This window comes from Rathayibacter sp. AY1B4 (assembly GCF_002932815.1).
Lineage (GTDB): Bacteria > Actinomycetota > Actinomycetes > Actinomycetales > Microbacteriaceae > Rathayibacter.
The window spans coordinates 110,799-135,369 of sequence record NZ_PSWN01000001.1 but is presented as its reverse complement, the minus strand read 5'-3'; the positions used below and the strand labels follow the sequence as shown (position 1 = coordinate 135,369).

The window sequence follows — 24,571 nt, the reverse complement described above, 5'->3', positions numbered from 1 at the left end:
GCACCGCTACACCTCGAGCAGTTCGGATTCCTTGCGCTTGAGCGCCTCGTCGATCGCGTCGACGTGCTGCTTCGTGAGCGCCTCGAGCTCCTTCTCGCCGCGGGCGAGCTCGTCGTCGCCGATGTCGCCCTTCAGCGCGTCGAGGTCGTCCTTGCCCTTGCGGCGGATGTTGCGCACCGCGATCTTGGCGTCCTCGGCCTTGGTGCGGACGATCTTGACGAACTCCTTGCGGCGCTCGGCGGTGAGCTCCGGCAGAGTCACGCGGATGATCGTGCCGTCGTTGGTCGGGTTCGCGCCGAGGTTCGGCATGTCCCGGATGGCCTGCTCGATGTCGCGCAGCGAGCCCTTGTCGTAGGGCGTCAGGACGAGCGTGCGGGCCTCCTGGTTCTGCATCGAGGCGAGCTGCGACAGCGGCGTCGGGGTGCCGTAGTAGCTCACCAGCACCTTCTGGAACATGCCGGGGTTCGCGCGTCCGGTGCGGACCGTGGAGAAGTCCTCCTTGGCGACCTCGACGGCCTTGCCCATCTTGGTCTTCGCGTCGGCCAGTACATCCGAGATCACAGGGAGCTCCTTAAGAGAGGGAAGTGGTCAGTCTAGTTCGAGACGAGCGTGCCGAGCTCGGCGCCGCGGATGGCCTTCGCGACGTTGCCCGAGGGCTCCATGCCGAAGACCTGCATCGGCATGCCGTTGTCCATGCAGAGGCTGAACGCGGTGGAGTCGACCACCTTGAGGCCCCGCTGGAGCGCCTCCTGGTAGGTCAGCGCGTCGAGCTTCTTCGCGTCGGGGTTCGTCCGCGGGTCGGCGTCGTACACGCCGTCCACGCCGTTCTTGGCGACGAGGACCACGTCGGCGTGCGTCTCGAGCGCGCGCTGCGCGGCGACCGTGTCGGTCGAGAAGTACGGGAGTCCGGCGCCGGCGCCGAAGATGACGACGCGGCCCTTCTCCATGTGCCGGATCGCCCGGCGGGGGATGTAGGGCTCCGCGACCTGCGTCATCGCGATCGCGGACTGCACGCGCGTCTCGGCGCCCGCCTGCTCGAGGAAGTCCTGGAGGGCGAGGGCGTTCATCACCGTGCCCAGCATGCCCATGTAGTCGGCCCGGCCGCGGTCCATGCCGCGCTGCGAGAGCTCGGCTCCGCGGAAGAAGTTGCCGCCGCCGACGACCACCGAGATCTCCACCTCGGTCGCGGCATCGGCGATCTCGCGCGCCAGGGCGCTGATCACGTCCGGGTTCACGCCGAGCGTGCCGGCTCCGAACGCCTCCCCCGACAGCTTCAGAAGCACCCTGCGGCGCTTGCCCGTCGTCATCGCATCCGTCTCCGTCATGGACGTTTCCTCCCGTAGACCCGTACAAACCTATCCCGCGCGGAGCGGGCCCCGCGACCACGCCCGGGACCGCCCCGGGCAGAGCGAAGGGAGCCCGGGTCGACTGAACGACCCGGACTCCCTCCTGCAGTGCTGTTAGGCGCCGACCTTGAAACGGGCGAAGCCCGACACGGTCAGGCCCGCGTCGCTCAGGACCTTGCTGACGGACAGCTTGTTGTCCTTCGCGTAGTCCTGGTCGAGCAGGGCGACCTGCTTGAAGTACGCGTTCACGCGTCCCTCGATGATCTTCGGCAGGGCGGCCTCGGGCTTGCCCTCGCCGCGCGAGATCTCCTCGACAATGCGGCGCTCGTTGTCGACCTCGGACTGCGGCACGTCCTCGCGCGAGAGGTAGGACGGGTTCGCGAACGAGATGTGCTGGGCGACGGAGCGCGCGGTCTCGGCGTCCTCACCCGCGTAGCCGACGACCACGCCGACCTGCGGGGGCAGGTCCTTGTTCGTCTTGTGGAGGTAGATCGCGAAGTGCTCGCCCGAGACGGAGGCCACGCGGCGCAGCTCCACCTTCTCGCCGAGGATCGCGGCCTCGTCGTTGATGAGGTCGGCGACGGTCTTGCCGTCGGCGGGGGCCGCGAGGGCCTCCTCGACCGTGGTGGAGCCGGCGGCGACGACCGCGGCGAGCACGGCGTCGGCGAGGGCGATGAACTTCGTGCCCTTGGCGACGAAGTCGGTCTCGCAGGCGAGCTCGATCATCGTGGCGACCCCGTCCTTCTCGGCGGCGGCGACGAGGCCCTCGCTCGTGGAGCGGTCGGCGCGCTTCGCGTTGCCCTTGGCGCCCTTGAGGCGGAGGATCTCGACCGCCTTGTCCAGGTCGCCGTCGGCCTCGACGAGCGCGTTCTTCGTGTCGACCATGCCGGTACCGAGCTGCTCGCGCAGCGTCTTGACGTCAGCGAGGCTGAAATTTGCCATGTTCTCGGAACTCCTCTTGGTTCGGAAACCCTGTGGCGCCGTCACTCGCGGCGGCGGGCTCACGGGAGGAGCCCAGCACGCCGAGGTGACGGCGGTTCTTACTCGTGGTGAACGTGCACCGACCGAGCGGGGGCCGGACGACCGCGGGTGCGGCGTCCGACCCCCGTCACGGAACGGGGTGTCAGGCGGTGGCGGTCTCGTCGGTCGAAGTCGCGGCGGCCTCGGGGGCCTCCTCCGCGGCGGGGGTCTCGGCCTCGACGACGGCCTCGTCGGCGGTCTCGGCCTCGGCGTCGGCGACCTTCTCGGTCTCCGCGCCGGCCTGCTCGTTCGGCTCCTGCACGTCGGCGGCGGGCGCACCGGTGGAGAGCAGCTCCTGCTCCCACTCGGCCAGCGGCTCGACGGCGGAGACGTTGCCCTCGGCCTCGGGCTTCTGGTGGCGCTGGATGAGGCCCTCGGCCGCGGCGTCGGCGACGATGCGGGTGAGCAGGCTCACCGAGCGGATCGCGTCGTCGTTGCCCGGGATCGGGTACTGGACCTCGTCCGGGTCGCAGTTCGTGTCGAGGATGCCGATGACCGGGATGCCCAGCTTCTTGGCCTCGTCGATCGCGAGGTGCTCCTTCTTGGTGTCGACGACCCAGAGGGCCGACGGCGTCTTCGAGAGGTTGCGGATGCCGCCGAGCGACTTGTGCAGCTTGTCGAGCTCGCGCTTCTTGATGAGGAGCTCCTTCTTGGTGAAGCCGCTCTTCGACGTGTCGTCGAAGTCGAGCTCCTCCAGCTCCTTCATGCGGGCGAGGCGCTTCGAGACCGTCTGGAAGTTGGTCAGGAGGCCGCCGAGCCAGCGCTGGTTCACGTAGGGCTGGCCGACGCGGGTCGCCTGCTCCGAGATCGCGTTCTGCGCCTGCTTCTTGGTGCCGACGAAAAGGATGGTGCCGCCGTGGGCGACCGTCTCCTTGACGAAGTCGTAGGTCTTGTCGATGTAGGCCAGCGACTGCTGGAGGTCGATGATGTAGCTGCCCGAGCGCTCGGTCAGGATGAAGCGCTTCATCTTCGGGTTCCAGCGACGGGTCTGGTGCCCGAAGTGGACGCCGCTGTCGAGCAGCTGGCGCATGGTGACGACTGCCATGAGTCGTTCTCCTTGTCTCGGGGCCCGGGCGCACGACGGCGCCGAACTCCCGTTCGGTTGTCTGCGACGGCCGGTCGGCACGTCGCCCTGGCGCCCGGCGCACTCCCGCCCCGGCCGCATGAGCGGAGAGGGACCGTGGGGAGCGGAGGCCGAATGGGCGCGCGTAGTCACCCCGACGAGCGAGGTGCTCCGTGGAGTCTAGCACCAGGACGGCCGCCTCCCCCGCTGCTGCGGGAGGGCGGCCGTCGGGGCGCGGGAGGCCGGTGCTACTTGCGCGCCGACTTCATCACGGTGCGGATGTGCAGGGTGTCCATCTCCTCCAGAGAGCGGCCCTTGGTCTCGGGCACGAACATGAAGACGAAGACGAACGAGATCGCCGCGAAGGCGGCGTAGAGGCCGTAGGCCAGGGTGAGCGACACGTCCTGCGAGAGGATCGGGAAGGTCACCGTGATGGCGAAGTTCGCGATCCACTGGGCCGAGGCCGCCAGGCCGAGCGCGGCCGCCCGGATCCGGTTCGGGAAGATCTCGCCGAGGAGGACCCACACCAGCGGGCCCCAGGTCGCACCGAAGAAGACGACGAACGCGTTCGCCGAGACGAGGGCGATCGGCCCCCACGCGCCGGGCAGCGAGACGTCCTCTCCGCTGATCGTCGACTGGCTGAAGGCGATGGCCATCAGCGCGAGCGAGACGGCCATGCCGGCCGAGCCGACCAGCAGCAGCGGCTTCCGGCCGACCTTGTCGACCAGGAAGATCGCCACGAAGGTGACGACGACGTTCACGACCGAGGTGAAGACCGAGATCGCGAAGGAGTTGGACTCGTCGAATCCGACCGCGCTCCAGAGCGAGGTGGAGTAGTAGAAGATCACGTTGATGCCCACGAACTGCTGGAACACCGACAGCAGGATGCCGACCCAGACCACGGGGAGCAGGCCGAGGGCGGGACCGCGGAGGCTGGAGCGCTTCGCGTTCTCGGAGTCCTCGTCGATCTTCTTCTGGATGTCCGCGAGCGCCTCGTCGACCTCGTCGCGCGGCGTGACCGTCGCGAGCACCGCGCGGGCGTCCTCGGAGCGGCCGCGGGTCGCGAGGTAGCGGGGCGACTCCGGCAGGGTCAGGGCCAGGAGGCCGTAGATGACGGCCGGCACGGCGCAGGCGATGAACATCCAGCGCCAGGCGGCGACGCCGAACCAGAAGGGCTCGGAGGCGCCGTCCGCGCCGTTCGCGATGAGGGTGTCCGAGAGCAGGGCGGCGAAGATGCCGAGCGTGATCGCCAGCTGCTGCAGCGACGCGAGGGCGCCGCGGATGGCCTTGGGCGCGATCTCCGAGATGTAGGTCGGAGCGATCACGGAGGCGATGCCGATGCCGAGGCCTCCGACCACGCGCCAGAGCACGAGGTCCCAGACCGCGAACGCCGCGCCGGCGCCGATGGAGGAGATGAAGAAGAGCCCGGCGCCGAGCAGCATGACCTTGATGCGGCCCCAGCGGTCGGCCAGGCGGCCCGCGAGGTACGCGCCGAGTGCGCAGCCGAGCAGCGCGGAGGCGACGGCGAAGCCGATCAGGGCGGCCGAGAGCTGGAACTCGCCCTGCACCGCCTCCACGGCACCGTTCACCACCGACGAGTCGAAGCCGAAGAGGAAGCCGCCGACCGCCGCCGCGATCGCGAGGCCGATCACCTTCCTCTTCAGCTTCGCCGCCGAGGGGTTCGGGATGTCCGCTCTCCCGCTGGTCGTGTCAGATCGTCCGCTGGTCATGGTCGTCTCCGATTCTCGCCGCCGGTGGGGGCGGGGTGCCGCTCCCGAGCCGGATCACCGGCACGTTACTCCTCGCCGCGGCACCGCCGGGACGGGTTGCGCTCTCCCCCGGCCGATGTCCTCCCTCCACAGCCGGGCCCGTCGCGCTCTCCTCCCCTGATCCGCTCGGCCGACCACCGGTCCCGGACCGGCTCCAGGAGGGTGGCCGCATGCTCCGATCCCGACTCCTGCGCCCGGGCGTGTTCGCCCTCGCCGCTCTGCTCGTCGGGGCGCCTCTCGGCGCCTCGCCCTCCGGCACCTCGTCCCCCGGCCGGTCCGACCCGCGGTGGAATTCACCCGTCCCGGGGTTCTCCGTCGTGGAGCCGTGGGGCGCGCCGGCCCACCGCTACGCCCCCGGGCACCGCGGGATCGACCTCGCGGCAGCGGCCGGGCAGCCCGTGGTCGCCGTCGCGGCGGGCACCGTGTCGTTCTCGGGCAGGGTGGTCGACCGGTCCGTGGTGAGCATCGTGCACGCGGACGGTCTGGTCTCGACGGTCGAGCCGGTCGACGGATCGGTGACGGCGGGGCAGGTCCTCACCGCGGGCCAGCCCGTCGGAGCAGTGGGTGCGGGCGGCCACTGCGACGAGAGGTGCGTGCACCTCGGCGTCCGCGAGGGTGGCGACTACGTCTCGCCGATGCGGTTCTTCGGCGGAATCCCCCGGGCGGTGCTTCTGCCGATGGACGAGGGGGCGCGGGGTGTTGAGCGAGTGGCGCGGAAGGGTGCGTCCAGCGACTCGCGCGTCCGGTCAGGCGCGGGGGTGGGCGAGGCGGTAGGCGTCGCGGATCCGCTCGGTCGAGACGTGGGTGTAGATCTGCGTGGTGCCCAGGCTCGCGTGGCCGAGCAGCTCCTGAACGGCGCGGAGGTCGGCTCCGCCGTCGAGCAGATGGGTCGCCGCGGTGTGGCGGAGCGTGTGCGGACCGGACGGTCCGGAGCCCTGCCCGCCGTCGAGGAGCCTCGCCACGACGCCGTAGACCGTGCGCGGGGTGAGCCTCGCCCCCCGTCGGCCGAGCAGGAGCGCGCGGCCGCCGTCACCGGTGGCGAGAGCGGGACGGGCGCGGTCGAGGTAGGCGACGAGCGCCTCCTTCGCGGGCACGCCGAACGGCACGACCCGCTGCTTCGCGCCCTTGCCGGTGACGAGCACGGTGAGCCTGCCGAGATCGACGTCGCCCAGGTCGACGGCGACCAGCTCGGAGACGCGGATGCCGGAGGCGTAGAGCAGCTCGACGATCGCGAGGTCCCGCAGCGCCACCGGGTCCTCGGTCGCGCCTCGCGCCGCGACCGTGTCGAGCACCTGTTCCGCCTGCGGGAGCGTCAGGACCCGCGGCAGTGTCCGTCCCGACTTGGGCGTCTTGAGGCGCGCGGCGACGTCGAGGGGAAGCCGCTCGGTCCGCTGCGCCCAGGAGGAGAAGGAGCGGACGGCTGCGGTGCGCCGGGCGAGGGTCGCGCGAGCGATGCCCGACTCCGACTCGCGCCAGAGCCAGTCGCGCAGCAGCTCGAGGTCGAGCTCGGCGGTGAGGAGCCGCCCCTTCTCCTCCGTGTGGGCGATCAGGCGCGCGAGGTCGGAGCGGTAGCCCTTCGCGGTGGCGGGCGAGAGGGACCGCTCGTCGAGGACGTAACGGAGGAAGTGCTCGACCGAGTCGGCGAGCGTCTCGCCGGTCATGATCCGTCCGGCATCCGCGACCAGAGGTCGATGCGCCCCTGCTCGTCGAGCCCCTCGAGCCGTTCGATCAGGTCGGTGCCGAACCGCGTCGCGATCGGGGCCGGCGCCGTCGGCACGAACGAGGCGGCCACCGTCTCCGGGTGGACGTGGACGAGCGAGAGGCTCTGCGCTCCGTCGACGCCGGCGAGCTCCCGCTCGGGCGCTCCGAGGTCCATCGTGTAGCTGGTGGCGCCGGCGACGAGCACGGGCACGCCCGCGAAGGTCGCAGCCGTGGGGTAGTGCAAGTGGCCGCCGAGGATCGCGCGGACGTCGGTTCCGCGCACCACCTCCTCGAGGCGGTCGATCCCCCGCAGCTCGAGCACGGTCATCGCGCCGAGCGGCGTGGGCAGCGGAGGGTGGTGCAGGGCGAGGATCGTCCCCAGCGGGGCCGGTGCGGCGAGCTCGTCCTTCAGCCAGGCCAGCTGGGCGTCGGTGAGGTCGCCGTGGTGGAAGCCGGGCACCGCGCTGTCGAGCGCGATGAGCCGGAGCCCGCCGAGGTCGACGACCTGATCCACGGGTCCCGCGCCCGCCGGGTCCTGCTCGAGGAGCACCCGCCGGAAGGCTCCGCGCTCGTCGTGGTTGCCCATCACCCAGACGATCGGGCAGCCGAACCGCTCGCCGACCGGGTCGAGCTGCTCGCGCACGAGCAGGTAGGCGTCCTCCTCGCCACGGTCCGCGACGTCCCCGGTGACGACGATCGCGTCCAGGCGTCCGCCGCGCTCGGCCAGCCGGCCGACCGCCTGCGCGAGGCGGGCGGCCGTGTCGACCTTCCCGTAGAGCGGAGCGCCGTCGGCCAGCAGGTGCGTGTCGCTCAGATGCGCGATGACCCTGTCGGCGGCGCGGAAGTGCCCGAGCCGCGGGCGCTCCCCGCCGTGTCCTGCTGCCGTGGCGTCCATGCCGCTCCCCTCGCCGATGCCCCTTCAGCGTAGGGCGGACCGCCGACAGCGCCGCGGCGGCGGGGCCGCTCACCCGGGTGCACGCTCCCAGTCCCCGTCCTCGGAACGGCGGACGTGTCCGTCGGCGAGGAGCGCACCCAGCGCCGACAGCGCCGAATCGAGCGATTCCCCGGAGAGCCCGGCGACGGTTGCGGCGTCACAGCATCCTTCGGATTCGACGACGGCCAGGACTCGCGCCTCAGTCGCGGTCAGCGCTCGGCACGATCCGTCGGCGTCGCCGACGGCGAGCAGTTCGAGCACGTCCGCCGGCGAGGTGACGCAGGTCGCCGCGTACTCGCGGAGGAGCCGGTGACAGCCGGCGGAGGAGGCACTGGTGACCGGGCCCGGGACCGCACCGAGGGGGCGGCCCAGGGCAGCCGCGTGGCCGGCGGTGTTGAGGGAGCCGGAGCGGGCGCCGGCCTCGACGACGACGGTGCCCGCGGTGGAGGCGGCGATGAGGCGGTTGCGCTGCAGGAATCGCCAGCGAGTGGGCGTGGTGCCCGGCGGGACCTCCGTTGCGACGGCGCAGCCGGGGGTGGCGATGATGCGGTGGAGGAGGTCGGCGTGGGCCGTCGGGTAGAGGCGGTCCGCTCCCCCGGCGAGGAGGGCGACCGTCCGGCCTCCGGAGCCGAGGGCGGCACGGTGGGCGACCGCGTCGATCCCGAAGGCACCGCCCGAGACGACGGAGACGCCTCGCGCCGCGACGCCCGCGGCGAGCTCGGCGGCGACGTGCTCGCCGTAGCCGGTGGCAGCGCGGGCGCCGACGAGGGCGAGGCGGTGCGGCGGATCGAAGGCGGCGGGATCACCGCGCAGCCAGAGCAGGAGTGGCGCGTGCGGCCCGAGGTCGTCGAGCGACTCGGGCCACACGGGAGCCCCGGGCAGGAGCAGCCGGGCGCCGAGTCGCTCGGCGATCTCGAGCCGGCGGAACAGCAGCCTGCGGTCCAGGCGCGGTCGCCAGCGCGCCAGCCCCGACTGCAGGGCGGCGACCTCGGAGTCGAGGGGCGCGAGTGCCGCGCCTCCTTCGTCGGAGGGAGCGCGATGCGGGGGCGCGAGGATCTCCTCCGCGGACGACGAGGACACGACGTGGGCGAAGGCCTCGGCCGCGCCGACCCTCTCGATGAGGAGGGCGGCGACGGAGTCGCCGGGCTCGGTCAGCGAGTTCCAGCCGCATCGGGCTGCAGCGTCGACGAGCGCGCTCCGAGCACAGCCGGACTCGCCCGAAGGCTCGCCGTCGGCAGCCGAGTCCTGATCGGCTGAACCGCTCGGCAGCAGTCGACGAACGGCGTCGAGCTCCGCGGCGTCGAAGAGCGCGTCGGGCCGGATCACGCGGCACCCCCACGGAGGACGAGCGCGCGCGCGAGGTGGGCGGCACTCGGCCGGTCGGCCGCGTCGAGGTCCGCGAGCGTCCAGGCCAGGCGCAGGACCCGGTCGTAGCCGCGCATGGTCACCAGACCTCGCTCCAGAGCCCGGTCGAGCGTGCGGGACTCGGCACTGGTCGGGCGCACCGCGTCCGAGCGCAGCCAGGCGCCGGAGACCTCCGAGTTGAGCGTCCATGGAGTGGAGGCGAGGCGAGCCGCTGCGAGGGACCGCGCCGCGGCGACACGCGCGCGGGCCTGCGCCGTCGACATGCCGGACGTGTCTCGACGTGCGGCCAGCTGAGCCGCGCTGATGCGGCGGACCGTCAGGCGGATGTCGACGCGGTCGAGCAGCGGTCCGCTGAGCCGCGCGAGGTAGCGGCGGCGGACCGAAGGAGCACAGGTGCAGGTCTCTCCGGGGATGCCGAAGCGGCCGCACGGGCACGGGTTCGCCGCGAGGACGAGCTGCACCCGGGCGGGGAACTCGGCGACGGCGTTCGCGCGGTGGATGCGGATCACGCCGGATTCGAGCGGCTGGCGCAGCGCATCGAGGGCGACGGACGAGAACTCGGGGGCCTCGTCGAGGAACAGCACGCCCCTGGTGGCGCGGGCCACCGCGCCGGGACGGATGCGGCCGCTGCCCCCGCCGACGATCGCTGCCGACGAGGCCGAGTGGTGCGGACTCTCGAACGGCGGCCTGCGCACCAGCGCGCCACCGGTCGGCGCTCCGACGAGCGAGCGCATGCAGGTGGCCTCGAGCGCTGCATCGTCGTCGAGGTCGGGGAGGATGCCCGGCAAGCGCGAGGCGAGCATCGTCTTCCCGGCGCCGGGAGGCCCGAGCAGGAACACGTGGTGCCCGCCCGCCGCCGCGACGACCATCGCCTCGGCCGCCTCCTCGTTCCCCACCATGTCGGAGAGGTCGAGGCGGGCCTCCGGCTCGGACACCGTCTCAGACGGCGGCGCGGCCTCGGGGAGCACCGGCACTTCCCACTCGGCTCCGTGCCAGACGGCGGCCGCCGCCAGCGAGGAGACCGCGATCACCTCGACGCCGTCGACCAGCTCCGCCTCGAGCCGGTCCTCGACGGGGACCATCACGCGGCGCCTGCCCTCGCGGGCGGCCGCGAGCACCGCGGGCAGCACGCCCGGGACGGAGCGCAGCCGGCCGTCCAGGCCGAGCTCCCCGATATGGACGACCGCGGCGACCGACTCCGCATCGACCTCACGGAGCGACGCGAGCGCGGCCAGCCCGATGGCGAGATCGAAGGCGGAGCCGTGCTTGGGCATCGCGGCCGGCGAGAGGTTCACGGTGATCTTGTACTCGGCGATGGTGCTCCCGGAGTTGATCGCCGCCGAGCGCACCCGCTCCTTCGCCTGCGCGAGCGCGGCGTCGGGCAGGCCGATGATCACCATGCCCGGGGTGCCGTCGGCCGAGTGCGCCTCCACCCCGACCACGGCTCCCGCGAAGCCGACGAGACCGACCGCCGAGGTCCTTCCCAGGCCCATCAGGCCACCGCCCGCAGGTGCCGGATCTGCGACGGGACTCCCCCGGGCGCGACGATGCCGACCGCGTCGATCCGCAGGTGGCGGGAGCGCTCGTGGTGCTCGTCGGCCCAGGCGTAGGCGAGTCGCCGCAGGCGCTGCGCCTTGGCCCGCGTGATGGCCTCGACCGGAAGCCCGAAGCGCGTCGACGAGCGCGTCTTCACCTCCACCACGACCAGTGCCGACCCGTCGCGGGCGACGATGTCGAGCTCGCCCTCGCGGACCCGCCAGTTGCGGTCGAGGATCTCGAATCCGTTGTCTCTCAGGTGCGCCGCCGCGATCTCCTCGCCGCGCCGCCCCAGTTCGTCCTTGTCCATGCGTCCTCCTGCCGGAAGCGTGCCGGAGCAGGGAGGAACGTCGGACGGCCGGGAGGGGATCCGGGGAGAAGAGGGCCGAGGAGGCGGGTGGGGAGGGACGTCGGGCCGGGGTCTTCGGACGCCGCCGGGGGCGGCTATGCGACCAGCAGGAGGAACCCGCGTTGCCTGACGACGAGACCCGCGGAGCCGCGGATCCGAGAGAGCTCCGGAGCGGGGTGGGGCTCCGGGCACCGGGTCTCGATGGGTCGTCGGAGGCGGCTACGCGACCAGCAAGGGGTCCGGAGCCTGCCGCGACAGCGCCCTACTCGTCGAGCGCGAGCTCCTTGGGGAGCTCGAACTCCTTGCGGGAGAGCTCCTCGACGTTGACGTCCTTGAAGGTCAGCACGCGCACCGACTTCACGAAGCGGTCGGAGCGGTAGACGTCCCAGACCCACACGTCGCGCATGGTCAGCTCGAAGTAGAAGTCGTGCTCGGTGTCGCGGCGGACCAGGTCGACCTCGTTCGCCAGGTAGAACCGGCGCTCGGTCTCGACGACGTACGAGAACTGCGAGACGACGTCGCGGTACTCCCGGTACAGTGCCAGCTCGACCTCGCGGTCGTAGTCCTCGAATTCGTCCTCATCCATCGTTGGACAATCCTACGCCGAGCCGACGGGCCCGAGCGCCGGGAGCGGCTCCTCGACGCTCTCCCGCGACTTCGACAGCCAGGTCACCCGGTGGAGCGGGGACGGGCCGACCCGCTCGATCCCCGCCCAGTGCGCGGCGCTGCCGTAGCCCTTGTTGCTGTCCCAGGCGTAGTCGGCGAAGTCGTCGTGGTGGCGCACCATCTGACCGTCCCGCCCCACCTTCGCGAGCACGGAGGCGGCGGAGACGGCGGCGCAGTCGCGGTCGGCCTTCACGCGGGTGACGATCGTCAGCTCGGCCGCCCACTCGCCCAGCGCGGGCGTCAGCCAGTCGTGGGCGCCGTCGAGGAGGACGACGGCGGTGGCGAGGTCGACGCCCTGGTCGGCGAGGCGCTCGATGCCCCTCGACGCGGCGCGGCCGAGTCCGGCGATGATCCCGGTCTCGTCGATCTCGTCCGCCGAGGACTCGCCGATCGCCCAGGCCGAGACCCACTTCGCGACTCCCGGCAGGAGCGCCTCGCGGCGGGCGGGAGCGAGCATCTTGGAGTCGCGGAGCCCCTCGGGGAAGCGCCCGCAACGGCTGCCGATCGACACGACGCCGACCGACACCGGGCCGGCGATCGCGCCGCGGCCGACCTCGTCGCAGCCGATGACCGTCTCGTAGCCCTGCCGGAAGAGGCGCCGCTCCTGCGTCAGCGTCGGCTCGGCGACGACCACCTAGCCCTGCCCGCTCTGCGCGTCGTCCGAGCCCTCCTCGGAGGCCTCGGTGTCGACTCCGCGGAACACCGACGGGTAGTCGTCGAGCCACGCCCACTGCTGCACGGGCCAGGTGACGAGGATCGCGCGCCCCACGACGTTGTCGATCGGCACGAAGCCGCCGCCCGGCTTGTCGGTGTTGTAGCGGGAGTCGGCGGAGTTGTAGCGGTTGTCGCCCATCACCCAGAGCGAGCCCTCGGGCACGACGACGTCGAAGGGGGTGGCCGAGACCGCCTGCACCCCGTCCGGCAGCTTCACGTAGGGCTCGTCGATCGGGTTGCCGTTGATCTCGACCTGGCCGAGCGGTGTGCAGCAGGTCACGTGGTCGCCCGGCAGGCCGATGACGCGCTTGATGAGGTGGTCGTTGCTGTCGGGAGCGGTGAGGCCGACGAGCGCGAGGGCGGAGTCGACCGCGGCCTGGAACGGCGGCACGGAGGGCTCGGAGCTCGGCGAGAGCCATCCGCCGGGATCGCGGAAGACGACGACGTCGCCCCGCGAGATCGGCACGACTCCGGGCACGAGCTCGTTCACGAGGATGCGATCGTTCTCCACGAGCGTCTGCTCCATGGAGGAGGAGGGGATGTAGAACGAGCGGATCAGGAAGGTCTTCACGAGGAAGGAGACGAGCACCGCGACCACGAAGATGATCAGCACGTCGCGGAGGAAGAGCAGGACACCCCGGCGCTTGCGCGGGCGCTTCTCGGACGGATCCGCCGAGTGGCGGGCGTGGTCCTCGCCTCCGGGGAGGCGGACCGGGGCCGTGCTGTCTGTCATCGCTCGCCGTCGCCCCTACTGTGCATCACCGGGTGGACTCCCCGGACGGATCGCCCCCGAGAAAGGGAGGAACCCCGGTCCATCATAGGTGGACCGGGGTTCCCGAGAAGTCGTGCGGAAGCCGCTCAGGCGTCGCGCTTCTCCTTGATCTTGGCCTTCTTGCCGCGCAGGTTGCGCAGGTAGTAGAGCTTCGCGCGACGGACGTCACCGCGGGTGACGACCTCGATGTGGTCGATGACCGGCGAGTGCACGGGGAACGTGCGCTCGACGCCGACCTGGAAGCTCACCTTGCGGACGGTGAAGGTCTCGCGGACGCCCTCGTTGGAGCGGCCGATGACGACGCCCTGGAAGACCTGGATGCGCGAGCGGGAGCCCTCGACGATGTTGACGTGGACCTTGACGGTGTCGCCGGCGCGGAAGTCCGGGACATCGCTGCGGAGGGACGCCGCATCGACGGAATCGAGGATGTGCATGCTGTATCGCTCTCCGTGCCCGCCACAGGTCGAACACCGTTTCGTTGATGGAAGTCGGTCGTGCCCACGTCGTCGCGGCTCCCCTGTGGCAGAGCCTGCGCGAGGCACAAGCGCTCATTCTGCCATGCCGCGTCGATCCGAGTCAAAGCAGGCTCGTCTGGAGGGCAGGGTCACCCGGAGGGCAGAGCCGCGCAGAGGGCGGGTCCGTCGAGAGGGCCGAGCTGTGGAGCAGGGCGAGGCCTCGCAGGAGACAGCGCCTCTCGGGACGCCCGACCCCTCAGAGGACGATGGTCTGCCCGTCCTGCGGGCGCTCCGGGTCGAAGCCCTCGCCGGCGACGGGGCGGTGAGCGCCCTCGGCCTGCACGGACGCCGCCTCCGAGAAGGCGAGGAGAGTGGCCCTCGCGTCGGCGAGGAACCGCCACGCCGAGTGCCAGAAGGCCGCCACTCCGAGGACCACCGAGAGCAGGCCCAGCGCCCAGGCGCCGGGCGGGAAGAAGCCGAAGGCGATCAGGGAGAGGTGCCAGGCGCCGACCACGGCCACGTCGCTCCACGCGGGAGTGCGCGTGGGCCGGACGGTCACCCGGAATGCGACGATCGCGGCCACAGCCGCCAGCGCGACCGCCAGAATGGGGAGGGCGATCACCAGGCCGAGCACGGTCCAGCCGCTCGCTCCTCCGAAGACCCCATAGCCGAGGAGGATCCACAAGGGCAGCACGATCGCCGCCGGGAACTGCCAGGAACCGAATGCCCGTCGCGTGCGCATGCACCGACCGTACCCACCACCGCTGAGCGACGGCTCAGCGGACCCCGAGAGGATCAGGATGATCGAGCTACGCACCCCCGCCGAGATCGAGGAGATGCGTCCCGCCGGCCGCTTCGTCGGCGAAGTACTGAAGGCCACCTCCGCCGCCGCCGCGGTCGGCGTGAACCTGCTGGAGCTCGACCGGCTCGCCCACGACATGATCCGCACGGCCGGCGCCGAGTCCTGCTACATCGACTACCACCCCTCCTTCGGCGCGAGCCCCTTCGGCAAGGTCATCTGCACCTCCGTCAACGACGCGGTGCTGCACGGCCTGCCCTTCGACTACCGGCTGAAGGACGGCGACCTGCTCACCCTCGACTTCGCCGCCTCCGTGAACGGCTGGGTCGCCGACTCGGCCATCAGCGTCGTGGTCGGGACGCCGCGCGAGGAGGACCTCGCCCTCATCGACACCACCACCCGCGCGCTCGAGGCCGGCATCGCCGCCGCCCAGCCCGGGAAGAAGATCGGCGACATCTCCGCGGCCATCGCGGCCGTCGCGCACGCCGAGGGCCTGTCCATCAACACCGACTTCGGCGGCCACGGCGTCGGCCGCACGATGCACGGCGATCCGCACATCCCCAACGACGGACGCGCCGGCCGCGGCTACCCGCTCCGCCCGGGCCTCGTCGTCGCGATCGAGCCGTGGTTCCTGCAGACGACCGACGAGATCTACACGGACAAGGACGGCTGGACCCTCCGCAGCCGTGACGGCTCTCGCGGCGCCCACATGGAGCACACGATCGCCATCACCGAGACGGGGAACATCGTCCTCTCCGCGCGGAACTGATCAAATGGTGGACAGTACCGCTATCCGATAGCGATACTGTCCACGTGAGAATCTCGGAGCTCAGCCGCAGCAGCGGCGTCAGCCTGCCCACGATCAAGTACTACATCCGGGAGGGGCTGCTGCCGCCGGGCGACGCCGCCGGCCCTCAGCGGGCGGAGTACGGGGACGCCCATGTCGCCCGCCTGACGCTGCTCCGGGCGCTCATCGAGAGCGGCGGCGTCGGCATCGCCGGCGCGAAGCGGATCACGGCCGCGCTCGACGCGGGCGTCGGTCCGACAGCAGCGTTCGAGGTGGCGCAGGACGTGGTCTCCGTGAGCGCCGACTCGACCGCGTCCGCCACCGAGGCGTCGACGCGGCGGATCGCCGAGGCCGCGGGCTCCGACCACTGCGGCCACCCTGCCGTCGCGACGGCGGCACGGGCGCTCGACGCGCTCGAGCTCTCCACCGGACCGATGAGCGCCGGCTGGCTCGAGACCTACGCCCGCGCCGCCGCCCTCGTCGCCTCCGCCGACCTCGACGAGCTGCAGGCCCGCGAGAGCGTGAGCGAGCAGGCGGCCGTCGCCGCGGTCGGCACCGCGCTCGGAGACGTGGTGCTGCAGTCGCTCCGGCGCGTCGCCCAGGCGCGCGAGACGCAGAGCCGCTTCGGCGGCGGCGCGGAGGCGATCCGATGAGCACGGCGACCGAGACGCCCGCGAGCACAGCCTCCGCCGCCCCGCACCGGCCCCTCCTGGTGCTCGCTGCCGCGATGGCGGTCGGCGCCCTCCTCTGCGCGATCGCGCTGGTCGTCGATCCCCGCGAGCTCGGCGGGCAGCCGCTCTGGGGCAAGCCGCTGAAGTTCTGCCTCTCGATCGCGCTGTACGCCGTGACGCTCGCCTGGCTGATCGGGCTCGTGCCCCGCCGGCGCCGCCCCGCCCGAGCGCTGGGCACGGTCGCGGCGGTCGGCCTGGCGGTCGAGATGGTCGTGATCGGAGGCGCCGCCCTGGTCGGCGAGCGCAGCCACTTCGACGTCTCCACTCCCCTGCACGCCGCACTCTGGGCCTCGATGGCCGTCTCGATCGTGGTGGTCTGGCTGGCGACGCTGGTCCTCGCCGCCCTCCTGGCGCGGGTGCCGCTCGGCGATCCGGCGCTGACGCTCGCCGTCCGCGCCGGACTCGTGATCGGGCTCGTCGGGATGGCCCTCGCGTTCCTGATGACGGGGCCCTCGCCCGGCCAGATCAGCGACTACCAGGGCGTCGTCGGCGCGCACGCCGTCGGAGTCGCGGACGGCGGACCCGGCCTCCCCCTCCTGGGCTGGAGCACCACGGGGGGCGATCTGCGCATCCCGCACTTCGTCGGGATGCACGCTCTGCAGGGGCTCCCGCTGCTCGCGCTGCTGCTCGGACGGCTGGCACCCCGGATCCCCGTGCTGCGCCCCGCATCCACCCGGCTGCGGCTCGTCGCACTGGCCTCGGCGGCCTGGGCGGCCGCGGTCGCCCTCACCTGCTGGCAGGCGCTGCGCGGACAGGCGCTGACCGCACCGGACGCGCTGACCCTCGCCGTCGCTACTGTGGCCGTGGTCGCCCTCGCCGGAGGGACGATCCTCACCCTCGCACGAACGGAGGCCCGCGCATGAGCCGGCTGCACCGCGGCTGGACGCCGCTCGGGATCGTCTACCTCGCCCTCGCCCTGGCCGGGCTGATCGGGACCTGGACCTGGAACGTGCGGGCGATGCAGGAGGGCGCGGACGTGCTCGCCGGCCTCGCCGCGGGCGGGCCGTGGGTGTCGTCGTTCTCGACCGACCTGCTGGTCGTCGCGATCGCAGCCGTCGCCTTCATGGTGGTGGAGGGCCGCCGGATCGGGATGCGCCGCGTGTGGATCCTGGTGCTGCTCGCGCCGCTGGTCGCCCTCGCGTTCGCGTTCCCCCTCTTCCTCGCCCTCCGCGACCGGCACCTGGCCCTCGCGGCCCGGTGACCGTGCGGCTAGGGGCTAGGGAAGCAGTTCGGGGCGGACGCGGCGCGTGCGCTCGACGCTCTGCTCGTGGCGCCAGGCGGCGATCGCCCCGTGGTTGCCGCTGAGGAGCACCGGAGGGACGTCGAGGCCCCGCCAGGAGGCGGGCTTGGTGTAGCTCGGGTACTCGAGCAGCCCGTCGGAGTGGCTCTCCTCGACCAGGCTCGCCGGGTTGCCGACGACGCCCGGGACCAGGCGTCCGACGGCCTCGATCATCGCCATCACGGCGACCTCTCCTCCGTTGAGGACGTAGTCGCCGAGGCTGATCAGCCGGACCCGCGCGCGCTCGGCGGTGTGGTCCACGACGCGCTGGTCGATGCCCTCGTAGCGGCCGCAGCCGAAGACGAGGGAGGACTCCTCCGCGAGCTCGCGGGCGGTCGCCTGGGTGAACAGCTCGCCCGCGGGCGACGGGAAGATCACGACGGGGTCGTCCGCGCCGTCGAGGATCGTGTCGAGCGCCTCGCCCCACGGCTCCGGTCGCATCACCATGCCGGCGCCGCCGCCGTAGGGCGTGTCGTCGACGGTGCGGTGGCGGTCGTGGGTGAAGTCGCGCAGGTCGTGCACGCCGAGCTCGATCAGCCCGCTCTGCCGCGCACGGCCGAGCAGGCTGATGTCGAGCACGCCGAAGAACTCCGGGAAGATCGTGACGATGTCGATCCTCACGACCGGGGCTCCTCCTCGGAGGCGGCGTCGGAGGCGGCCGAGGGCTCGTCGTCGGCGGGCTCCTCGAGAGCGGAGTCCGCGTCATCGGAGGCGTCCGGCGCATCGGCGTCCGCAGGCGCGCTCAGCGCCGGGTCCGCGAGGTCGACACCGCTGAGGTCGACCGCGGCGGGCTCCTCCTCGGGAGCCTCCTCGAACAGGCCGATCGGAGGCGTGACCGTGACGATCCCGGCGGTGGCGTCGACGGAGGGGACGATCGCGTTCACGAACGGCACCATCACCTCGCCGGAGGGGGTACCGACGATGAGCAGGTCCTGCGCGGGGAAGTGGTCGACGCGGCGGACGGTGCCGACCTCGACGCCGTCGCGGACGACCTTCATGCCGACCAGCTGGTAGTCGTACCAGGAGTCGTCCTCGCCCGGCTGGGTCTGCACCTCCTCGTCGATCCAGAGGATCGCCTTCAGGAGGGTCTCAGCGGCGTTGCGGTCGTCGACGCCTCGGAAGAACGCGACGGGGTGGCTGTTGTACCAGCGCAGCTCGACGAGCTCGAGCTTCCTGCCGTGCCACTCGGAGGTGCGCGGGACCTGCAGCGTGAACGTGGATCCGGGGGTGAAGCGCTTGTCGGGCTCGTCCGTGTAGAGCTCGAGCTTGATGGCGCCCTTGAGCCCGTGTGCCTTGGTGAGTCGGGCGACGCGGAGCTGCGTCGTGCCCGGTCCGGTGACCGACACCTCTACTTGTCGGTGTCGACGACGTCGACGCGCACGCGGCGCCCGTCGGCGAGCGCGGCGACGAGAGTGCGGACGGCCTTGGCGGTGCGACCGGAGCGTCCGATCACGCGGCCGAGGTCCTCGGGGTGCACGCGCACCTCGAGGACCTCTCCGCGCGGGGAGCTCGTGGCCACGACACTGACCTCATCGGGGTTCTCGACGATCCCCTTGACGAGGTGTTCGACGGCGGGAGCGAGCACTGACTACGCCTCGGTGGAGGTCTCGTCGGCGGTGTCCTCGACCGGGGCGGCCTTGGCCGGAGCCTCGGACTTCGGCTTGAGGACGGGCTTCTTCTTCGCGTCGACGACGAACGGAGCCTTGGGCTCCTTCACCTGGACGGTGCTGACGGCGTCGGCGTCGCCCTTGAAGCGGCCCCAGTCGCCGGTCAGCTTGAGGATCGCGGCGACCTGCTCGGTCGGCTGCGCGCCGACTCCGAGCCAGTACTGCGCGCGCTCCGAGTCGACCTGGATGAACGAGGGCTGCTCGGTCGGGTGGTACTTGCCGATCTCCTCGATCACGCGGCCGTCGCGCTTGGTGCGCGAGTCGGCGACGACGATGCGGTAGTAGGGCGCCCGGATCTTGCCGAGGCGCTTCAGACGAATCTTGACAGCCACAATTCTCCTGTGTGGTCGTTGACCGGTGTCCGGTCGATGATGGATGAACTGAGCCGTGAGCGTGGGGGCACACCCGGCGGAAGCTCGAGGGGGTTTCGTCGGCGGTGAGTAGAGGGTCGACCGCCTCGGACCCGACGGATCATTCTGCCAGAAAAACCGACCCGGTGCGGGCCCGGCACGCCGCCGCCCAGCGGCACCCTCGCGGGAGCGGGCCTCGCGGGACCCGGAAGGCCTCCGCCGGGACTCGGCGTCCGCCCCGGCCGCAGGTGGCAGGATGGCGAGGCGCGTCCCGATCGGCGGACGCCCGGATCCGATGAGGACCACGCCATGGAGATCAGCTTCGCCGCATCAGACCGCTCCACGCTCGGGATCGAGTGGGAGGTCGCGATCGTCGACCGGCAGACGGGCGATCTCGCCAACGTCGCCGATGTGGTGCTGGAGGCGCTCCGCGGCGACGACGGCGCCCCGCACCCGCACATCACCGGCGAGCTCCTGCGCAACACGGTCGAGCTGGTCTCCGGCGTGCACACCTCCGTCCGCGACGCGGTCGCCGATCTGCAGGACCAGCTGCGGCAGGTGCGCGAGATCACCGACCCCATGGGACTCGACCTCGTGTGCTCGGGCACGCACCCGTTCGCGCAGTGGTTCGACCAGGCCATCACGGACAAGGAGCGGTACCACCGCCTCATCGACCGGACCCAGTGGTGGGGTCGGAACATGATGATCTGGGGCATCCACGTGCACGTCGGCATCGAGCACCGCGACAAGGTGCTGCCGATCCTCAACTCCCTGCTCGACTACTACCCGCACCTGCAGGCGCTCTCGGCGTCGAGCCCGTTCTGGGGCGGGGTCGACACGGGCTACGCCTCGAACCGTGCGCTGATGTTCCAGCAGCTGCCGACGGCGGGCCTGCCTCCGCAGTTCGGTGCCTGGGCGAACTACGAGGAGTACGTCGACGACATGATGCGCACCGGCGTCATCGACGACCACACGGAGGTCCGCTGGGACATCCGCCCCTCGCCGCAGTGGGGCACTCTCGAGATGCGCGCGTGCGACGGCCTCTCCTCCGCGGAGGAGATCGGAGCGGTCGCCGCGCTGATCCAGTGCCTCGTCGAGCACCTCTCGTCGCGGCTGGACGCGGGCGAGGACCTTCCGACGATGCAGCCCTGGTACGTGCGCGAGAACAAGTGGCGCGCGGCCCGCTACGGGCTCGACGCCGAGATCATCCTCGACGCCGCTGGAGCGGAGCGCCTGGTCACCGACGACATCCGCGACCTGCTCGTCACCCTCGCACCGGTCGCCGAGCGTCTCGACTGCGTGAAGGAGCTCGGCGACGTCGAGCTGATCCTGGTCGCGGGAGCGAGCTACCAGCGCCAGCTGCGGACGGCCGCGGCGAACGACGGCGACCTCACGGCGGTGGTCCGGGCGCTCGCGGGCGAGCTGCGCGACGGGCTCCGGGATCCCCGCTCATGACGCGTCCCGTCCTCCTCGCCGCAGCCGCGATCGGCGCCCTGGCCCTCGGCCTCGCCGGCTGCTCGTCCTCGACGACGACCGGCCCGGCGACCGCGTCCCCCACCGGCACCGCCACTCCCCTCCCGACCGTCACCGCCGATCCGCTGCCGCTCTCGATCGGCGGCTCTCTTCCCGCCGGCTCCCGGGTGACGATCGTCGGCGACAGCATCGTGCGCGGTCTGACGGTCGACCCGGAGCAGGCCTGGCCCGCACTCGTCGGCGACGACCTCGGCTGGGAGGTCACGAACCTGGGCTGCGACGGCGGCGGCTTCATCGAGCCGGGCGACTGCGGCGTCGCGATCGGCGACCGCGCGGAGGAGATCGCCGACACCCGGCCCGACGCGATCGTGCTGATCGCCAGCAGCAACGACCTGGGCTGGGATCCGGAGGACGTGGACGCCGCGATCGGGCCGGCGGTGGACGCGATCGTGTCCGCCTCGCCCTCGGCCCGGCTCATCGCGCTCGACTCGGTCTGGGGCCCCGACCCGCGCCCCTCCGATCTCGACGAGTACGACGCGGCGCTGGTCGAGGCCGTGACGGCCGCCGGCGGCGGTGCGCTCGAGTACCCGGACCCCCTCCGCGAGGACGGGCTGCTCGGCGAGGACGGCGTGCATCCCACCGTCGAGGGCCAGCGCGCCCTGGCCGACGCGTTCGAGGTGGCGGCCGAGAAGTCCGGCCTCGCCCGGGCGGTGCCGACGGGACAGAAGGCGACGGACGCGCCGGCGGCCTGACTCCGACGCGGGGCGCCGCCGTGACGGCGCCCCGCCGGGTCAGCGCGCGGTGCTGTTCCGGCCGTCGCGCCAGCCGAGCAGGTCGCGCACGGGCGCGAGGTCGATGTCCGGACCGGTGATGCCGAGCGTGAACAGGCGGGCGCCCAGATCGTACTGCTGGTCGAGCACGTCGAAGGAGGCGTCGCCGACACCGCCGCGCACGCTCGCGCCGGTCGAGATCTCGATCGCCGCCGGGTCGCGGTCGACGCGGCCGCACCACTCCGAGAGCACGCCGAGCTTGCGCTCGAGCGTCGGGACGTCCGAGAAGCTGTGCCAGATGTCGGCGTGCTCGGCGACGATCCGCAGCGTCTTCTTCTCGCCGCCGCCGCCGATCATCACCGGGATGTCGCGGGTGGGCGCCGGGTTGAGCATCGACCACCGGCTGCGGATGCGCGGCATCGCCTCGGAGAGCTCGTCGAGGCGGGAGCCCGGGGTGCCGAACTCGTAGCCGTACTCCTCGTAGTCGCGCTCGAACCAGCCCGAGCCGATGCCGAAGATCAGACGGCCCTCGGCGCCCTTGGCGCTGATGTGGTCGACCGTGCGCGCCATGTCGGCGAGGAGGTCGGGGTTCCGGTAGCTGTTGCAGGTGACCAGCGGGCCGAACTCGATGCGGCTGGTCTGCTCGGCCCAGGCCGCGAGCATGCTCCAGCCCTCGAAGTGCAGGCCGTTCGGCTCTCCCGAGAGCGGGAAGAAGTGGTCCCAGTTGAAGGCGATGTCGACGCCGAGGTCCTCGAGTTCGGCGAGCGTGTCGCGGATGACCTCGTAGGGGACGTGCTGCGGTGCGATCTGGACGCCGATGCGGACGGGGCGCGCGTGTGCGGTTGTCATGCCCTCACGCTAGCGAGCGGTGCGCCTCACGGGGATCCCCGCTGCGGCCCGCGGAGGGACGGCGCGCTACTCCCCCGCCGGGTCCGGCGACGGCGAGGGCGCCTCGTCGCTCGTGGAGCGGGCGAGCTTGACGACGGTGGCCCCCTCGTCGTCGAACAGGCGGAGCCGTCCGCCGTCGATCGAGGCCATCGCCGCCTCCGAGAAGATCGTCGGCAATGCGACGCCGTCGCAGGCGATCAGCGTGCTCGGCCCGGCCGAGACGGTGAGCGCGCCCGCCTGGTCGATCGACCACTCGCCCTGCGCGCCGTTGCAGCCGTCGGAGCCCGTCCAGGTCCCGTCCTCCGCGATCAGGAGGAACGGCACGTCGGGCGCGTCGTAGGAGACGCCCGTCACCCAGCGGCCGACCAGGTCCTCCGGGGAGGGCGCCGTCATCGCGTCGACCCCGGAGCCCTCGGCGCAGCCGGTGAGCCCGAGCACGGCCGCGAGGACGAGGATCCCGCCCGCGCGTCCGGCTGCGACCCGCCTCATCGCCCGAGGAGCTTCTGCAGCTGCTCGAGCTCCTCCGGCGTGGGCTGGGCGCCCTTGCCGGCGCCGCCGCCCAGGCCGAAGCCGGAGCCGCCCGCATCGCCCGGGCGGGGCCCGGAGGTGATCGCCGCGTTCTCGGCCGCGCGCTTCGCGGGGTTGCCGGACTTGCTGCTCTTCTTCTTCTGCGGCTTCGGGCGGCCCTGGTAGCCGGCGCCGGGCACCGGGCCCATCCCGGGGACCGAGGGCATGCCGCCCTTGGCGACCGTCTTCATCATCTTGGCGGCCTGCTCGAAGCGCTGGACGAGCTGGTTGACGTCCGTGACCGTCATGCCGGAGCCGCGGGCGATGCGCAGGCGCCGCGAGCCGTTGAGCAGCTTCGGGTTGACCCGCTCCGCCTTCGTCATCGACTGGATGATCGCCTCGGTGCGCACGATCTCGCGCTCGTCGAACTGGTCGAGCTGCTCTCGCATGCCCTTCGCGCCGGGCAGCATGCCGATCATCTTCTTGATCGAGCCCATGTTGCGCAGCTGCTGCATCTGGCCGAGGAAGTCGTCGAGGGTGAACGTGTCCCCCATGATCTTCTCGGCGATCTTGCGCGCCTCGTCCTCGTCGAACGCGGACTGGGCCTGCTCGATGAGCGTCAGCACGTCGCCGAGGTCGAGGATGCGGCTCGCCATGCGGTCGGGGTGGAACTGCTCGAAGTCGTCGAGCGACTCGCCCGTGGAGGCGAAGAGGATCGGGCGGCCGGTGAGCGAGGCGACCGAGAGCGCCGCGCCTCCGCGGGCGTCGCCGTCGAGCTTGGAGAGGACGACGCCGGTGAAGTCGACGCCCTCCTGGAAGGCCTTGGCGGTCGCGACCGCGTCCTGGCCGATCATCGCGTCGATGACGAACAGGACCTCGTCGGGGTTCGTGACGCGGCGGATGTCGGCGGCCTGCTTCATCATGTCGGCGTCGACGCCGAGGCGTCCGGCCGTGTCGATGATGACCGTGTCGTACTGCTTGTCGGTCGCGAAGCGGATCGCGTTCTGGGCGACCTTGACCGGGTTGCCGACGCCGTTGCCCGGCTCGGGCGCGTAGACCGCGACTCCGGCCTGCTCGCCGACGACCTGCAGCTGCTGCACCGCGTTGGGGCGCTGGAGGTCGGCCGCGACGAGCAGCGGGGTGTGGCCGTCCTTGCCGAGGTACTTGCCGAGCTTGCCCGCGAGCGTCGTCTTGCCCGCGCCCTGGAGGCCGGCGAGCATGATGACGGTCGGCGGGCGCTTGGCGAACTCGAGGCGGCGGGACTGCCCGCCGAGGATCGCGACGAGCTCCTCGTTGACGATCTGGACGACCTGCTGGGCCGGGTTGAGCGCCTTGTTGACCTCGTCGCCGAGGGCGCGCTCGCGCACCTTGCCGGTGAACTCCTTCACGACCTCCAGCGCGACGTCGGCGTCGAGGAGGGCCCGCCGGATCTCGCGGACGGTGCCGTCGACGTCCGACGCGGAGAGCTTGCCCTTCGTGCGGAGGTTCTTGAAGGTCTCGACGAGTCGATCGGAGAGGGTGCCGAAAGTAGCCATGATGCCCGGAATTCTACCGGAGGCCGGGAGGGTCGGCGGGCGGGGCCGCCGATCCGGTCGCGATCGGCGCGATCACCGCGAACCGGATTAACTGG

28 protein-coding genes and 1 pseudogene are annotated in these 24,571 nt (G+C 72.0%); 7 read left to right on the top strand and 22 right to left on the bottom strand.

Annotated elements, in window-relative coordinates:
• Nucleotides 1-6: 6 nt before the first annotated feature.
• The 5 genes from frr to C5D66_RS00670 all read right to left on the bottom strand — a co-directional run bounded on the left by frr (nucleotide 7) and on the right by C5D66_RS00670 (nucleotide 5,159).
• Entirely contained in the window at nucleotides 7-561 is a 555-nt protein-coding gene (frr, locus tag C5D66_RS00690) for a ribosome recycling factor (RefSeq protein ID WP_104232499.1), read from the bottom strand.
• Between the two features lie 32 nt (nucleotides 562-593).
• Nucleotides 594-1,307: a UMP kinase gene (pyrH, locus tag C5D66_RS00685; protein ID WP_374952923.1), complete on the bottom strand. Its 714-nt coding sequence runs from the start codon at nucleotides 1,305-1,307 to the stop codon at nucleotides 594-596.
• A gap of 153 nt (nucleotides 1,308-1,460) precedes the next feature.
• Nucleotides 1,461-2,288, bottom strand: coding sequence for a translation elongation factor Ts (gene tsf / locus C5D66_RS00680; RefSeq protein ID WP_104223895.1), 828 nt, complete (start codon nucleotides 2,286-2,288; stop codon nucleotides 1,461-1,463).
• Nucleotides 2,289-2,469: 181 nt separating this feature from the next.
• Complete coding sequence (gene rpsB, locus C5D66_RS00675) at nucleotides 2,470-3,411, bottom strand: 30S ribosomal protein S2 (protein ID WP_104254953.1); 942 nt, start codon at nucleotides 3,409-3,411, stop codon at nucleotides 2,470-2,472.
• A 266-nt stretch (nucleotides 3,412-3,677) separates the two neighbouring features.
• Nucleotides 3,678-5,159, bottom strand: a complete 1,482-nt coding sequence (locus tag C5D66_RS00670; protein WP_104223897.1) for a sugar porter family MFS transporter — start codon at nucleotides 5,157-5,159, stop codon at nucleotides 3,678-3,680.
• Between the two features lie 209 nt (nucleotides 5,160-5,368).
• Between C5D66_RS00670 and C5D66_RS17630 the strand changes: the two are divergent.
• Nucleotides 5,369-5,821, top strand: a pseudogene (locus C5D66_RS17630) (murein hydrolase activator EnvC family protein); the annotation flags it as partial.
• A 123-nt stretch (nucleotides 5,822-5,944) separates the two neighbouring features.
• Here the strand turns inward: C5D66_RS17630 and C5D66_RS00660 are convergent.
• The 10 genes from C5D66_RS00660 to C5D66_RS00615 all read right to left on the bottom strand — a co-directional run bounded on the left by C5D66_RS00660 (nucleotide 5,945) and on the right by C5D66_RS00615 (nucleotide 14,432).
• Nucleotides 5,945-6,859, bottom strand: coding sequence for a tyrosine recombinase XerC (locus tag C5D66_RS00660; protein ID WP_104254954.1), 915 nt, complete (start codon nucleotides 6,857-6,859; stop codon nucleotides 5,945-5,947).
• Nucleotides 6,856-7,794 (bottom strand): phosphodiesterase, encoded by a 939-nt coding sequence (locus C5D66_RS00655; RefSeq protein ID WP_104254955.1) that lies wholly within the window; start codon nucleotides 7,792-7,794, stop codon nucleotides 6,856-6,858. Before C5D66_RS00655 ends, C5D66_RS00660 begins: the two co-directional genes overlap by 4 nt.
• Nucleotides 7,795-7,863: 69 nt before the next feature.
• Complete coding sequence (dprA, locus tag C5D66_RS00650; RefSeq protein WP_258061289.1) at nucleotides 7,864-9,159, bottom strand: DNA-processing protein DprA; 1,296 nt, start codon at nucleotides 9,157-9,159, stop codon at nucleotides 7,864-7,866.
• Entirely contained in the window at nucleotides 9,156-10,691 is a 1,536-nt protein-coding gene (locus tag C5D66_RS00645; protein ID WP_104254974.1) for a YifB family Mg chelatase-like AAA ATPase, read from the bottom strand. Before C5D66_RS00645 ends, dprA begins: the two co-directional genes overlap by 4 nt.
• On the bottom strand, nucleotides 10,691-11,044 hold the full coding sequence (locus C5D66_RS00640; RefSeq protein ID WP_104223901.1) for a YraN family protein: 354 nt from the start codon (nucleotides 11,042-11,044) through the stop codon (nucleotides 10,691-10,693). Before C5D66_RS00640 ends, C5D66_RS00645 begins: the two co-directional genes overlap by 1 nt.
• 301 nt (nucleotides 11,045-11,345) lie before the next feature.
• Nucleotides 11,346-11,669, bottom strand: coding sequence for a DUF2469 domain-containing protein (locus tag C5D66_RS00635; RefSeq protein ID WP_055792576.1), 324 nt, complete (start codon nucleotides 11,667-11,669; stop codon nucleotides 11,346-11,348).
• 12 nt (nucleotides 11,670-11,681) lie between these two features.
• Entirely contained in the window at nucleotides 11,682-12,383 is a 702-nt protein-coding gene (locus tag C5D66_RS00630; RefSeq protein WP_104226870.1) for a ribonuclease HII, read from the bottom strand.
• Nucleotides 12,384-13,196 (bottom strand): signal peptidase I, encoded by an 813-nt coding sequence (gene lepB, locus C5D66_RS00625; protein WP_104250528.1) that lies wholly within the window; start codon nucleotides 13,194-13,196, stop codon nucleotides 12,384-12,386.
• 125 nt (nucleotides 13,197-13,321) lie between these two features.
• Nucleotides 13,322-13,669: a 50S ribosomal protein L19 gene (rplS, locus tag C5D66_RS00620; protein WP_104223904.1), complete on the bottom strand. Its 348-nt coding sequence runs from the start codon at nucleotides 13,667-13,669 to the stop codon at nucleotides 13,322-13,324.
• Nucleotides 13,670-13,946: 277 nt separating this feature from the next.
• Nucleotides 13,947-14,432, bottom strand: coding sequence for a hypothetical protein (locus C5D66_RS00615; RefSeq protein WP_104274011.1), 486 nt, complete (start codon nucleotides 14,430-14,432; stop codon nucleotides 13,947-13,949).
• Nucleotides 14,433-14,490: 58 nt separating this feature from the next.
• On the opposite strand from C5D66_RS00615, the gene map reads away from it, so the two are divergent.
• Genes map through C5D66_RS00595 form a run of 4 tightly spaced genes read left to right on the top strand, consistent with a single transcriptional unit; the run spans nucleotide 14,491 to nucleotide 17,208 of the window.
• Nucleotides 14,491-15,258 (top strand): type I methionyl aminopeptidase, encoded by a 768-nt coding sequence (gene map / locus C5D66_RS00610; RefSeq protein ID WP_104256314.1) that lies wholly within the window; start codon nucleotides 14,491-14,493, stop codon nucleotides 15,256-15,258.
• Between the two features lie 44 nt (nucleotides 15,259-15,302).
• Complete coding sequence (locus C5D66_RS00605) at nucleotides 15,303-15,929, top strand: MerR family transcriptional regulator (protein WP_181028757.1); 627 nt, start codon at nucleotides 15,303-15,305, stop codon at nucleotides 15,927-15,929.
• Nucleotides 15,926-16,870 (top strand): hypothetical protein, encoded by a 945-nt coding sequence (locus tag C5D66_RS00600; protein ID WP_104256312.1) that lies wholly within the window; start codon nucleotides 15,926-15,928, stop codon nucleotides 16,868-16,870. Before C5D66_RS00605 ends, C5D66_RS00600 begins: the two co-directional genes overlap by 4 nt.
• Nucleotides 16,867-17,208 (top strand): DUF2834 domain-containing protein, encoded by a 342-nt coding sequence (locus C5D66_RS00595; protein WP_104256311.1) that lies wholly within the window; start codon nucleotides 16,867-16,869, stop codon nucleotides 17,206-17,208. The genes C5D66_RS00600 and C5D66_RS00595 overlap by 4 nt, the downstream gene beginning before the upstream one ends.
• Before the next feature lie 15 nt (nucleotides 17,209-17,223).
• On the opposite strand, the gene trmD is transcribed toward C5D66_RS00595, so the two are convergent.
• The 4 genes from trmD to rpsP are packed head-to-tail and all read right to left on the bottom strand — an operon-like array spanning nucleotide 17,224 to nucleotide 19,285.
• Nucleotides 17,224-17,907, bottom strand: coding sequence for a tRNA (guanosine(37)-N1)-methyltransferase TrmD (trmD, locus tag C5D66_RS00590; RefSeq protein WP_104256310.1), 684 nt, complete (start codon nucleotides 17,905-17,907; stop codon nucleotides 17,224-17,226).
• Nucleotides 17,904-18,632 carry a ribosome maturation factor RimM gene (rimM, locus tag C5D66_RS00585; protein ID WP_104256309.1) on the bottom strand — a complete coding sequence of 243 codons (729 nt, stop codon included), beginning with the start codon at nucleotides 18,630-18,632 and terminating at the stop codon, nucleotides 17,904-17,906. Before rimM ends, trmD begins: the two co-directional genes overlap by 4 nt.
• Before the next feature lie 2 nt (nucleotides 18,633-18,634).
• A complete protein-coding gene (locus tag C5D66_RS00580; protein WP_068210678.1) occupies nucleotides 18,635-18,871 on the bottom strand; it encodes an RNA-binding protein in 237 nt (78 codons plus the stop codon).
• Nucleotides 18,872-18,874: 3 nt separating this feature from the next.
• Complete coding sequence (gene rpsP / locus C5D66_RS00575; RefSeq protein ID WP_104223912.1) at nucleotides 18,875-19,285, bottom strand: 30S ribosomal protein S16; 411 nt, start codon at nucleotides 19,283-19,285, stop codon at nucleotides 18,875-18,877.
• 327 nt (nucleotides 19,286-19,612) lie between these two features.
• On the opposite strand from rpsP, the gene C5D66_RS00570 reads away from it, so the two are divergent.
• Both C5D66_RS00570 and C5D66_RS00565 read left to right on the top strand, forming a co-directional pair.
• Nucleotides 19,613-20,758: a glutamate--cysteine ligase gene (locus C5D66_RS00570; protein ID WP_104256308.1), complete on the top strand. Its 1,146-nt coding sequence runs from the start codon at nucleotides 19,613-19,615 to the stop codon at nucleotides 20,756-20,758.
• Complete coding sequence (locus C5D66_RS00565) at nucleotides 20,755-21,528, top strand: SGNH/GDSL hydrolase family protein (protein WP_104256307.1); 774 nt, start codon at nucleotides 20,755-20,757, stop codon at nucleotides 21,526-21,528. Before C5D66_RS00570 ends, C5D66_RS00565 begins: the two co-directional genes overlap by 4 nt.
• Nucleotides 21,529-21,567: 39 nt before the next feature.
• On the opposite strand, the gene C5D66_RS00560 is transcribed toward C5D66_RS00565, so the two are convergent.
• The 3 genes from C5D66_RS00560 to ffh form a co-directional block, all read right to left on the bottom strand.
• Entirely contained in the window at nucleotides 21,568-22,395 is an 828-nt protein-coding gene (locus C5D66_RS00560; RefSeq protein ID WP_104223915.1) for an LLM class F420-dependent oxidoreductase, read from the bottom strand.
• A 66-nt stretch (nucleotides 22,396-22,461) separates the two neighbouring features.
• Nucleotides 22,462-22,923, bottom strand: coding sequence for an META domain-containing protein (locus tag C5D66_RS00555; protein ID WP_104256306.1), 462 nt, complete (start codon nucleotides 22,921-22,923; stop codon nucleotides 22,462-22,464).
• Nucleotides 22,920-24,476, bottom strand: a complete 1,557-nt coding sequence (ffh, locus tag C5D66_RS00550) for a signal recognition particle protein (RefSeq protein ID WP_104226882.1) — start codon at nucleotides 24,474-24,476, stop codon at nucleotides 22,920-22,922. The genes C5D66_RS00555 and ffh overlap by 4 nt, the downstream gene beginning before the upstream one ends.
• Nucleotides 24,477-24,571: the final 95 nt, after the last annotated feature.

Coding starts and splice junctions, on each gene's coding strand:
- C5D66_RS00570 (WP_104256308.1), top strand. CDS start 19,613: ATGGAGATCAGCTTCGCCGCATCAGACCGCTCCACGCTCGGGATCGAG.
- pyrH (WP_374952923.1), bottom strand. CDS start 1,307: ATGACGACGGGCAAGCGCCGCAGGGTGCTTCTGAAGCTGTCGGGGGAG.
- ffh (WP_104226882.1), bottom strand. CDS start 24,476: ATGGCTACTTTCGGCACCCTCTCCGATCGACTCGTCGAGACCTTCAAG.
- C5D66_RS00615 (WP_104274011.1), bottom strand. CDS start 14,432: ATGCGCACGCGACGGGCATTCGGTTCCTGGCAGTTCCCGGCGGCGATC.
- C5D66_RS00555 (WP_104256306.1), bottom strand. CDS start 22,923: ATGAGGCGGGTCGCAGCCGGACGCGCGGGCGGGATCCTCGTCCTCGCG.
- C5D66_RS00635 (WP_055792576.1), bottom strand. CDS start 11,669: ATGGATGAGGACGAATTCGAGGACTACGACCGCGAGGTCGAGCTGGCA.
- C5D66_RS00595 (WP_104256311.1), top strand. CDS start 16,867: ATGAGCCGGCTGCACCGCGGCTGGACGCCGCTCGGGATCGTCTACCTC.
- C5D66_RS00600 (WP_104256312.1), top strand. CDS start 15,926: ATGAGCACGGCGACCGAGACGCCCGCGAGCACAGCCTCCGCCGCCCCG.
- C5D66_RS00565 (WP_104256307.1), top strand. CDS start 20,755: ATGACGCGTCCCGTCCTCCTCGCCGCAGCCGCGATCGGCGCCCTGGCC.
- C5D66_RS00670 (WP_104223897.1), bottom strand. CDS start 5,159: ATGACCAGCGGACGATCTGACACGACCAGCGGGAGAGCGGACATCCCG.
- tsf (WP_104223895.1), bottom strand. CDS start 2,288: ATGGCAAATTTCAGCCTCGCTGACGTCAAGACGCTGCGCGAGCAGCTC.
- C5D66_RS00660 (WP_104254954.1), bottom strand. CDS start 6,859: ATGACCGGCGAGACGCTCGCCGACTCGGTCGAGCACTTCCTCCGTTAC.
- rpsB (WP_104254953.1), bottom strand. CDS start 3,411: ATGGCAGTCGTCACCATGCGCCAGCTGCTCGACAGCGGCGTCCACTTC.
- map (WP_104256314.1), top strand. CDS start 14,491: ATGATCGAGCTACGCACCCCCGCCGAGATCGAGGAGATGCGTCCCGCC.
- rplS (WP_104223904.1), bottom strand. CDS start 13,669: ATGCACATCCTCGATTCCGTCGATGCGGCGTCCCTCCGCAGCGATGTC.
- C5D66_RS00640 (WP_104223901.1), bottom strand. CDS start 11,044: ATGGACAAGGACGAACTGGGGCGGCGCGGCGAGGAGATCGCGGCGGCG.
- C5D66_RS00655 (WP_104254955.1), bottom strand. CDS start 7,794: ATGGACGCCACGGCAGCAGGACACGGCGGGGAGCGCCCGCGGCTCGGG.
- lepB (WP_104250528.1), bottom strand. CDS start 13,196: ATGACAGACAGCACGGCCCCGGTCCGCCTCCCCGGAGGCGAGGACCAC.
- C5D66_RS00645 (WP_104254974.1), bottom strand. CDS start 10,691: ATGGGCCTGGGAAGGACCTCGGCGGTCGGTCTCGTCGGCTTCGCGGGA.
- C5D66_RS00560 (WP_104223915.1), bottom strand. CDS start 22,395: ATGACAACCGCACACGCGCGCCCCGTCCGCATCGGCGTCCAGATCGCA.